This is a genomic window from Acinetobacter tandoii DSM 14970 = CIP 107469 (assembly GCF_000400735.1).
In the GTDB taxonomy this organism is placed as follows: domain Bacteria; phylum Pseudomonadota; class Gammaproteobacteria; order Pseudomonadales; family Moraxellaceae; genus Acinetobacter; species Acinetobacter tandoii.
This window is the reverse complement of record NZ_KE007378.1, coordinates 42,335-52,090: the sequence shown is the minus strand read 5'-3', so window position 1 is coordinate 52,090 and position 9,756 is coordinate 42,335. Positions and strand designations below refer to the sequence as shown.

Below are 9,756 nucleotides of genomic sequence, written 5' to 3'. Positions count from 1 at the left end.
AGCATTGGCTTAGATCAGCAGTGCTCAGTGCTATGCTCATCATGTAGCTTTTATCGCTTAAGCGCCTTAACTTATATAAGTGGCGTAACTTGCATAACTTATGCATCTTATTTAAGTGACCTAAGTGATAGTATTCCTTGTCAGGAATTTGTCCACTTATTTCATCTGTAATAAGGAATGAAGCAATAAATTTTAAAGGCAGGATAGGGGGTACTTAACTAGCATAAGTTATGTAACTTATGCTAGTTCATAATAAAATCACATGAAAGTAATCTTTTTTAAAAATTTAGAATGAGAGGGCCTGTTATTTTATTAAAAGTGACTATCACCCCAAAGGGTTACTTCTTGTATTTAGGAGCATAACCAACTTCTAATAAATAAGAAAAATACTTTCTAACATTATCGCTATCAAGAAGATCATTTGAGATCCTTTCCTGAAAGTCTTCTAGAGTCTCTCCACGATGTGCAAAATCATTACCAAATTTGGGATAGTTAGTAATATCACATAGCTTTTTAGCAAAAAATATACATTGCTTAGCTGTCAATTTATAAGTTGGCTCTAAAGGAACACTTGTGCTCGTTTTATCCTGTTCTTTTTCTTCAAACATGAAGTGTAATTCTGAAATATTTCTTCCCTCCTTTTTTTGTATATAAGAAACAGTAATATCCGTAAATTTGTTAATTTGATTTATAGCTACGGTAAGAACTCTTTTCTTAAAGTCCCCCATCTTTTTATATTCATCTTCTATCAATCCTAGTTTTGATCTAAGCTCATCAATAGAAATATATAGCTTACCAGTTGATCTCCAACGTATGAGTAACTCATACAAGCGAATCGCATAAATGCTTGTAAGTGGTGAGATTTGTTTAAGTTCATATCTTGTGAACTTTTCTTCAAGTTTGACAAATAAGGGGATAATATCTGGAGCAAAAATTAGCTGAACGCATCCCTCTTCCTTAACATAGCCAACTTTTGAAACCCATCTACTTTTGTATATTCCTATTTTTCCAGTTATAGGATCTATTGCTTTATAATTCAAATGTCTTTCAAAAAGGTTATCACATGCAGATTGCAACGCTTCATAGGATGCTTGACGTCCTAAATTAAACTGTTTCATGTATTCAGAAGCATGAATCGTAAGTATAGTATCCGAAGTAAGTTCTTTCTCAATTTCTCGAGCAGCTATGATCGCAATTAATATTAGCCTTTGCTCAGATAGATTTAGTGAATACGATGCTTCAACCAAATTATTATCTTTATATACTATGTTACTCATAGGGAGATATATTAAGGAAAATGTTATAAATAGATATATTGACAATACTACTTAATGTCCACAAATGAAAGTATTTTTAATAAAAGATTTTGTCCACTTATGCACAGAATTTGTCTACTTAGAAACAGGAAAAAGTCAACTTATTGGTAGGAATTTGTCTACTTAGAAACAGGAAAAAGTCAACTTATTGGTAGGAATTTGTCAACATATACTCCCTGTATCCCTTTACTAGCCAGGCTTTGAGCAGATATATAAATAATAAATTTAAATAAATATATATAAATTCATAAAAGACTATTCTTTTGTGGATAACTTTTTTTTTAATTTTTTTTCAGGATACTTGATTACTTCATAAATCACCTTTAAATTATACACAAACAAACTTACGTAACTTACATAAATTATGATTATCTTAGTTGGTGGTGAAAAAGGCGGAGCTGGAAAAAGCTGTTTAGCTCAAAATCTTGCAGTTTACTTACAACAAAGTCAAAGAGACGTACTCTTATTAGATGCGGACCCTCAAGGAACAACGACAGATTGGGTTAAAGAAAGAGATGAAAATGATGAATTAAATAATATTCCATCAGTACAAGCATCAGGGAATATACGTTCAGTTTTGAAAGATTTAGACAAAAGATACCAAGATATCATCATTGATGCAGGTGGACAGGATTCTGAAGCATTACGTTCAGCAATGACTATAGCTACACATATGTTATTGCCGTTTAGACCAAAACGAAGAGATCTAAAAACTTTAGATCACATGGAACAAGTTTTAAAATTAGCAAAAACAGTAAATCCGAATCTGAAAGCGAGAGCAATTATTACTCAGTGTCCAACTCTTCCTTCTCAAGTTCAAAGAATTTTAGATGCAAAAGAGGCATGCAAATCATTTGGTATTGATGCATTGAATTCAATCACAACAAATCGAAATGTTTATGATGATGCAGATGAAAATGGGCTTTCAGTTTTTGAAGTAAATAGTGATCCTAAAGCGAAAGCTGAGATTGAAAGTATTGCAATAGAATTTTTAGGAGTATAACTATGGCTGGTTTAACTGGGCTAAACAAAAAAACTGAACCTACAGAACAAGATAAAATGTTAGATGCATTTATATCTGGTGCAGAAAAAAGGGTAAAGGCTTTAGAATCAAGTGAAAAAAAATTTATTCGTTACACTTTTTCTCTAAATGAAGATATTAGTAAACTAATTGATGAGCTGGTTGTAAAAGGGCAAAATGCAAGAATAAATCGTTCAAGTATTGTTCGAGCAGCTATAGAAAATTTATCAACATATAGTGCAGATGAGTTAAAAGAAATATTAAGTAAATAATTTAACAATATCCCCCTTTAAAAAGGGGAATATTTTTTATCCAAGTTAAATTTACTATAAGCTTCCGTTGAAACCCCATAGATTTTTTTTAATTCAGCTCAGGTTCAAGACCATTCAGCCTGGCTGAATGAATTTATGTGGCACTGTTGCAAATAGGCTGACATGATAAGCTAAATATCTTATTTATTTCGAGATACAGCAGATGAATCCCTTCCACGGTCGGCACTTTCAAGGTGAAATCATTCTTTGGGCTGTTCGTTGGTATTGTAAATATGGCATCAGCTATCGTGAACTTCAGGAAATGCTCGCTGAACGTGGAGTGAATGTTGATCACACCACAATTTATCGCTGGGTTCAGCGTTATGCTCCAGAAATGGAAAAACGTTTACGTTGGTATTGGCGTAATCCTACAGATCGACATTTATGGCATCTGGATGAAACTTACGTAAAAGTGAATGGCAAATGGGCATATCTATACCGTGCAGTTGACCAACGTGGCCATACTCTTGATTTCTATCTTTCTGCTAGACGAAATACCCATTCAGCTTATTGTTTTCTTGGTAAGATTTTGAATCATGTCAAAAAATGGCAGATTCCACGAGTCATAAACACTGATAAGGCTCATACCTATGGCCGTGCTTTGTCGCGACTAAAACAGGAAGGAAAGTGTCCTGAAGACCTGGACCATCGACAGATTAAATACAAGAATAACGTGATTGAATGTGATCATGGCAAGCTCAAACGGATCATCAAGGCTACGTTGGGATTCAAGTCTATGAAAACGGCTTATGCCACAATTAAAGGAATTGAGGTTATGCGTGCTCTACGCAAAGGACAAGCTTCATTATTTTATAACGGTAATATTCTAGGAGAAGTTTGGCTAGTAAATAGAGTTTTCGGTCTCTAAGCTTTTTTGAAGGGAAAATCATTGACTCAGATCCCTATTTGCAACAGTGCCGAAACAAGAAACAAAGGCTTTTTGAATATCGCTGTACTCACACTCAGGATGCTTCTCTAAATAACGTCGAGTCCAAATCAGTGTGGCTTCATAATCATTAAAGCACTGATCGAGTTGTAAAAAAATCCACAGTTCATGGGCTTTTTGAATGAAAAAGTCATTGATGATCATGAGAGCAATTTTCTTTTCAGTGTTTGAATCCGGGTATGAGTACATATTATATTTCTCCGATAATAAGGATAAATGGGTTAGCTGATAAGCCATTTATAACACATAAAAAATGTGTTTGTCACATTTTTTATGTGTTTTTTTAAGTTTTATGGTCTGTGTTATACTTCTAATTCAAACAGATTGTATTTATCACGATGCCATACGAAGAATTTCAAAGACTTATGGGGAAAGCAGGTCTTTCAATTAAGGAATTTGCAACCTTATTGGACATGAACCCAAACTCCATAACTAACTATAAAAAGATCGGAAAAGTACCTACTCATATCGCTGTTCTGGTTTACTTACTTTCTAGCATGAAAGATGAGGGTGTAGACTTTTACCCTATTTTTGAAAAAATTAAGTCGTATTCAAAAGACTAAAACTCTCGTTTGTTGATTGTTGTAAGCTGTTAGTGATGACGTAAAAAATGCCTGAATTTCAGGCATTTTTTTGTTTCAGGGACTTATAAGCCTCGATAGAACTTTTCAATAAAGTATCGAGTTTTGAGAACCAGGGTGATCATCAAATTCTTATATTCTGATATCTTAGGTCGAGCAATCGGTAAACCGGACATTTCTACTTGGGGCTTACAACTGAATTGCGTATAAGAGATTTTATGTTAAATCAGTTGGCTATAAATTTTCAAAAATATCCTTAGTTTAATATTTTAATAAGCAAGTAAAGGGTAAGATAGGATTGAAAATCTTAAATTTCTGCATTAAAAGAAACGGGAGTTAATAGTATGAGTCAAGACCCTAAAAAATGTCCTGTTACCCACCTGACTACTGAAGCAGGTGCCCCTGTGGTCGATAATCAGAACAGTATGACGGCAGGTGCGCGTGGACCTTTACTTGCCCAAGATTTATGGTTGAATGAAAAATTAGCAAACTTCGTCCGCGAAGTGATTCCAGAGCGTCGTATGCACGCTAAAGGTTCAGGTGCTTTTGGTACCTTTACCGTGACCAATGATATTACCCAATATACTCGCGCTAAAATTTTCTCTGAAGTCGGCAAAAAAACCGAAATGTTTGCGCGTTTCTCAACGGTGGCGGGTGAACGTGGCGCGGCCGATGCAGAACGTGATATTCGAGGTTTTGCCCTGAAATTCTATACTGAAGAAGGCAACTGGGATCTGGTCGGCAATAATACCCCGGTGTTTTTCCTGCGGGATGCCCGTAAGTTCCCTGACCTGAATAAAGCGGTCAAACGTGACCCGAAAACCAACAAGCGCAGTGCCACCAATAACTGGGATTTCTGGACATTATTGCCTGAAGCCTTGCATCAGGTGACCATTGTGATGTCGGATCGCGGTATTCCTGCTGGCTACCGTCATATGCATGGTTTTGGCAGCCATACCTTCAGTTTTATCAATGCCCAAAATGAACGCTTCTGGGTGAAATTCCATATGCGTACCCAGCAAGGCATCCAGAACCTGACCGATGCTGAAGCAGCAGATTTGATTGCTAAAGATCGTGAAAGTAGTCAGACTGACTTATTTGATGCCATTGAGCGTGGTGAGTATCCAAAATGGAAAATGTACGTTCAGATCATGCCGGAACTGGAAGCTGAAACAGTTCCTTATCATCCATTTGACCTGACCAAAGTCTGGCCGAAAGGTGATTATCCACTGATTGAAGTCGGTGAATTCGAACTGAACCGCAATCCGGAAAATTATTTCCAGGATGTAGAACAGGCTGCCTTTGCACCAAGCAATCTGGTACCGGGAATTAGCTACTCACCGGATCGTATGTTACAGGCACGTCTGGTGAACTATGCTGATGCAGCACGTTATCGTGTTGGTGTAAATCATTCACAGGTTCCGGTCAATGCTGCACGCTGCCCTGTAAACTCTAATCGTCGTGATGGTCAGGGCCGCATGGATGGCAACTATGGTTCATTGCCACATTATGAACCGAACAGTTTTAACCAGTGGCAGGAACAACCTCAGTTTAAAGAACCAGCATTAAAGATTACCGGTGATGCTGATTTCTGGGACTTCCGCGAAGATGACAATGACTACTTCAGCCAGCCCCGTGCCCTGTTCAATTTGATGAATGATGAGCAGAAACAAGCATTGTTTAATAACACGGCCGCAGCGATGGGTGATGCGCTAGATTTCATCAAATACCGTCATATCCGCAACTGTTATGCTTGCGATCCAGCTTATGGGCAAGGCGTTGCTAAGGCCTTAGGTATGACTGTAGCAGATGCTCAAGCGGCACGTGAAACAGATCCTGCTAAAGGTTTACCAAGTTTTCTTTAATGTGGAAATTTGATTTAGATAGTTAATAAAAAAACCCCGGCATCCTGCCGGGGTTTTTCGTATTGGTTCGCTCGGTATAACTCCTGTCGTACCTTACAGTCCTTGTGCTTATCTCTTGTTATTCTTGTATGGAACTTCCTGTTCCCGATGAGTTCATCATGGCTTTGTTGCACAAACATTCAAAAGCTAAACTTCTTCCAAGTTATCTAAATTTAAGTGGCAACTTGGGTGTGAGGTCTGCCTAAATCTGTAAATTTATTTAATACGGCCACACGTGCATGAATCTCATTGACTTGGCTTTGAAAGTTTCTCGCACGGAGTTTATCGCCTAATAACTTGATGCAATGCATCTTAGTTTCAACCAAACTTCGCCGATGATAGCCTGACCAATTTTTCCATATTGTTCTTCCTAAACGTTTAACTGTTCGAAGTAATTCATTTCGCTCTAGCGAGCTGGTCTTTGTATCTTTCCAAGGTTTCGCATTTTTTCTTGGCGGAATCACCGCATGTGCTTGTCGGTCTGCAATTACTTGACGGCATTGCTTGGTGTCATAAGCCCCATCAGTATAGACAGAGTCAATCTGCTCATCTTGTGGAATCTGATCGAGTAAATCACCAAGCACTTGTGAATCACTCACATTATTTGTAGTGAGTTGAATAGCGCGTATTTGAAGGGTTTCAGCATCTATACCAATATGAAGTTTACGCCATTGGCGACGATATTCAGGTTGGTGTTTCTTACGCTTCCATTCACCTTCGCCTAGAAACTTTAAGCCAGTAGAATCGACGAGTAGCTGGAGACCATTACTGCTTTTTTGATAGTTAATTGCAATATCAATATGCTTTTGTCTTCTGCAGATGGTGGAATAGTCTGGTGCTGTCCAATCTAATCTACAAAGATGAATGAGACTTTGCACAAAGCCAGTGACCATGCGTAAAGAAAGACGAAATAAGGATTTGATCATTAAACAGCATTGGATGGCTGTATCTGAATAAGTTTGATTTCGACCATGTTTACCTTTGGGTTGAGCGTACCATTGAGTCTTGGGATCAAACCAAATTGAAAGATTTCCTCGATTTATTAATGCACTGTTATAAGAAGACCAATTGGTTGTACGATAGATTTTAGGTGTGGGCTTATTCATTTGAGAATTATATTGTGGAATAAGCCTTTAGAGATAGGTTTGTGCAACAAAGCCCCGCCAAGGCTATCAATTACACTCTGAAGCGTTGGCCAGCCTTAAGCCGCTATCTGGATGATGGCAATCTACCGATATGCAACAATTGGGTAGAGAATCAGGTGCGTCCCTGGGCGTTGGGACGCAAGAACTGGCTGTTTGCAGGTTCGCTGCGCAGTGGTCAGCGAGCGGCAAACATCATGACGTTAATCCAGTCAGCAAAGCTGAATGGCTTGGATCCGTATGCCTATTTAAGTGATGTGCTGAAAAGGCTGCCGACACATAAAGTGACCCAGATTGAAGAGTTACTGCCACACTGCTGGAAACCTAAATCGAATTAAAATTGGTATGGGATTCAGCGGACGCTTACGTTTGAATCAGACATTTTTTCTCAATACATGACGATCTCTAATCTTAACTTCAATTAAATGCTCAAATGAAAAGAGTAATTCTGAATGAGTCCTTGCGATTTAAGTTATTCATCGTCTTTGTGATGATCATTATCTAATAGCTTACAAGTAAAAATTATTGCTAATATGACTAGGCTAGAAGAAATACCAGCATATAAGTTGGCTAAAGTTCCACCAAAAACAACAATATCTTCTAAAAACAAGATGACTATAACTATAATAGATACATGTAATATAATAATTTTTAGATCATGAAACTTATTAATTGATAGTGTCTTAAGAAAAGAACTATTGTCAAAAATAGCTTGTTGAATAAATAATTTATAAAAACCTGCTGAAATTAAATGAAATGTAATAGCAATTAACGAGACATCGAGGATTTTTAAAAATTTAACAACAACTATTTTTACTTCAAAATTAGTTGCATATATATTTTTTATAATAAAAATTATTGCATCAATTAGAAGGTATATAGTTGATAAATATAAAAAAATAGAAGATATTATGCAATTTATAATAACTATAATAACTAAATATCTACTCTTTTCAAAAAAAATTTGTAGCACTTGATAACATCCCTTAAAATGAAAAAAACAAACAACTATTAATCAAAATCGCGGAGAAGAAATTGATTTGAAAATGAAGAAGACTAATGTGGTTCCGTTAATTAGACCACTCAATTCAGTTTTATAAGTGATAAACCCGCTCTAAATATTTAAATTATGCTGCCATTACTTTTAGTAAATGTTGATCATAAAATTCATTCGGTGTTGCCTTATTCAAACTTGAATGAGGACGTATCATGTTATAAAAATCCAAATATTCAGCAATTGATTGTATCGCTTGTTTAACCGTATCGTAAGCCTTCAAATAGACTTCCTCATGCTTCACGCTGCGCCATAAACGCTCAATCATCACATTATCCATCCATCGTCCTTTTCCATCCATACTGATACGGATATTTCGCAATTTTAACTCATTCAAAAAAAGCCTCGCTTGTGAATTGACTGCCTTGGTCTGTATTAAAGACTTCAGGACAACCATATTTCACAATTGCTTCTTGCAACGCATCTATGCAAAAGTCTGTTTCCATACTGATCGATACACGATGAGCCAGTACTTTACGACTATGCCAATCTATAATTGCACACAGATAGACAAAGCCTTTAGCCATAGGAATGTACGTGATATCTGTACACCAGACTTGATTAGAGTGATCTATGACCGTGTTTTTCAACAGATATGGGAAAATACGGTGTGCAAGATTAGGCTTGCTGGTATTGGGTTTTGGATACAAGGCATGTATTCCCATCAAGCGCATTAAACGTCGGACTTTACGCCGACCTATTTGATGTCCTTGACGCTGTAGCATATCTCGTATCATTCGACTGCCCATTTATGGGCAGTCGAGATGAATTTCATCAATCAGACGCATCAAACTCAAATCAGTTAATGAAATCTCTTTGGGCTTGTAATACAACGTACTGCGATTGATTTGAATCAACTGTGATTATTGTCGTACCGAAAGTTGATGGGTCTTATCGATCATTTTTTGCCGCTCAGCTGCCCTATTTTTCTGAGCGCACTTTCTAAAAAATCAATTTGCAATGCCTGATGTCCTATCTTGGCATGTAGAGCTTTGAGGTCAATCTCAGGTTCTTGTTGTGCTGTTGGTCGTGAAAAAATATTGACTGATTGTTCAAGCAGTTGATTTTTCCAATCAATGATTTGGTTTTGATGTAAATCGAATTGAGTAGAAAGTTCAGCGAGTGTGTGATCGCCTTTAATTGCTGCGAGAGCAACTTTAACTTTAAACTCTGCTGAATGATTACGACGTTTTCTTCGTGTCATGATTGACTCCAAAAACAAGCATTTCCCATGCTTATTGGGGAGTAGATTATCACTTATAGGCATGGTCTAAAATCCTAGACCCACATCAATTTACAGTTGTTAGAAAAGATTTGAATATCAGTACAGATTCCATTGAGGATGAAGATATATTAAAAATAATATCAGGGATCTCTGTACACGACAAAAATAGATAACTCATTGAAATAATGACATAATAATTGTTTTCTAACGACGAATACAAATTAACTGAGAAATTTGACGATAATCGAAATACTGA

The 9,756-nt window shown here is 36.8% G+C and carries 9 protein-coding genes and 2 pseudogenes; 6 read left to right on the top strand and 5 right to left on the bottom strand.

All coding sequences use genetic code 11. From position 1 onward, the window contains the following. Positions 1-338: 338 nt before the first annotated feature. The gene (gene repM, locus I593_RS19655) at positions 339-1,277 is read right to left on the bottom strand and encodes a replication initiation protein RepM (RefSeq protein WP_016165570.1); all 939 of its coding nucleotides are present in this window, start codon (positions 1,275-1,277) and stop codon (positions 339-341) included. A 403-nt stretch (positions 1,278-1,680) separates the two neighbouring features. Between repM and I593_RS19650 the strand changes: the two genes are divergently transcribed. The 3 genes from I593_RS19650 (at position 1,681) to I593_RS19640 (ending at position 3,516) form a co-directional block, all read left to right on the top strand. Then, entirely contained in the window at positions 1,681-2,319 is a 639-nt protein-coding gene (locus I593_RS19650; protein WP_016165569.1) for an AAA family ATPase, read from the top strand. Between the two features lie 2 nt (positions 2,320-2,321). Beyond that, positions 2,322-2,609 carry a hypothetical protein gene (locus I593_RS19645; RefSeq protein ID WP_016165568.1) on the top strand — a complete coding sequence of 96 codons (288 nt, stop codon included), beginning with the start codon at positions 2,322-2,324 and terminating at the stop codon, positions 2,607-2,609. 202 nt (positions 2,610-2,811) lie between these two features. Then, on the top strand, positions 2,812-3,516 hold the full coding sequence (locus I593_RS19640; RefSeq protein ID WP_001067793.1) for an IS6-like element IS1007 family transposase: 705 nt from the start codon (positions 2,812-2,814) through the stop codon (positions 3,514-3,516). An 18-nt stretch (positions 3,517-3,534) separates the two neighbouring features. Here I593_RS19640 and I593_RS19635 read toward each other — a convergent pair whose 3' ends face one another. Next, positions 3,535-3,783: a hypothetical protein gene (locus I593_RS19635; RefSeq protein WP_016165567.1), complete on the bottom strand. Its 249-nt coding sequence runs from the start codon at positions 3,781-3,783 to the stop codon at positions 3,535-3,537. Between the two features lie 149 nt (positions 3,784-3,932). On the opposite strand from I593_RS19635, the gene I593_RS19630 reads away from it, so the two are divergent. Next, positions 3,933-4,157: a helix-turn-helix transcriptional regulator gene (locus I593_RS19630; protein ID WP_004676219.1), complete on the top strand. Its 225-nt coding sequence runs from the start codon at positions 3,933-3,935 to the stop codon at positions 4,155-4,157. A gap of 362 nt (positions 4,158-4,519) precedes the next feature. Then, on the top strand, positions 4,520-6,040 hold the full coding sequence (locus I593_RS19625) for a catalase (protein WP_000076364.1): 1,521 nt from the start codon (positions 4,520-4,522) through the stop codon (positions 6,038-6,040). 212 nt (positions 6,041-6,252) lie between these two features. On the opposite strand, the gene I593_RS19620 is transcribed toward I593_RS19625, so the two are convergent. Further along, the gene (locus tag I593_RS19620) at positions 6,253-7,185 is read right to left on the bottom strand and encodes an IS5-like element ISAha1 family transposase (protein WP_016165566.1); all 933 of its coding nucleotides are present in this window, start codon (positions 7,183-7,185) and stop codon (positions 6,253-6,255) included. A gap of 56 nt (positions 7,186-7,241) precedes the next feature. Between I593_RS19620 and I593_RS19615 the strand changes: the two are divergent. Next, positions 7,242-7,559 (top strand): annotated as a pseudogene (locus tag I593_RS19615) (IS66 family transposase); the annotation flags it as partial. Positions 7,560-7,693: 134 nt separating this feature from the next. Here the strand turns inward: I593_RS19615 and I593_RS19610 are convergent. Both I593_RS19610 and I593_RS20295 read right to left on the bottom strand, forming a co-directional pair. Next, positions 7,694-8,194 carry a YqhA family protein gene (locus tag I593_RS19610; protein WP_016165565.1) on the bottom strand — a complete coding sequence of 167 codons (501 nt, stop codon included), beginning with the start codon at positions 8,192-8,194 and terminating at the stop codon, positions 7,694-7,696. Positions 8,195-8,348: 154 nt separating this feature from the next. Beyond that, positions 8,349-9,479 (bottom strand): annotated as a pseudogene (locus I593_RS20295) (IS3 family transposase). Positions 9,480-9,756: the final 277 nt, after the last annotated feature.

Excerpts from the sequence above, each read along its gene's own strand:
- repM (WP_016165570.1), bottom strand. The coding sequence starts at position 1,277 with ATGAGTAACATAGTATATAAAGATAATAATTTGGTTGAAGCATCGTAT.
- I593_RS19650 (WP_016165569.1), top strand. The coding sequence starts at position 1,681 with ATGATTATCTTAGTTGGTGGTGAAAAAGGCGGAGCTGGAAAAAGCTGT.
- I593_RS19645 (WP_016165568.1), top strand. The coding sequence starts at position 2,322 with ATGGCTGGTTTAACTGGGCTAAACAAAAAAACTGAACCTACAGAACAA.
- I593_RS19640 (WP_001067793.1), top strand. The coding sequence starts at position 2,812 with ATGAATCCCTTCCACGGTCGGCACTTTCAAGGTGAAATCATTCTTTGG.
- I593_RS19635 (WP_016165567.1), bottom strand. The coding sequence starts at position 3,783 with ATGTACTCATACCCGGATTCAAACACTGAAAAGAAAATTGCTCTCATG.
- I593_RS19630 (WP_004676219.1), top strand. The coding sequence starts at position 3,933 with ATGCCATACGAAGAATTTCAAAGACTTATGGGGAAAGCAGGTCTTTCA.
- I593_RS19625 (WP_000076364.1), top strand. The coding sequence starts at position 4,520 with ATGAGTCAAGACCCTAAAAAATGTCCTGTTACCCACCTGACTACTGAA.
- I593_RS19620 (WP_016165566.1), bottom strand. The coding sequence starts at position 7,185 with ATGAATAAGCCCACACCTAAAATCTATCGTACAACCAATTGGTCTTCT.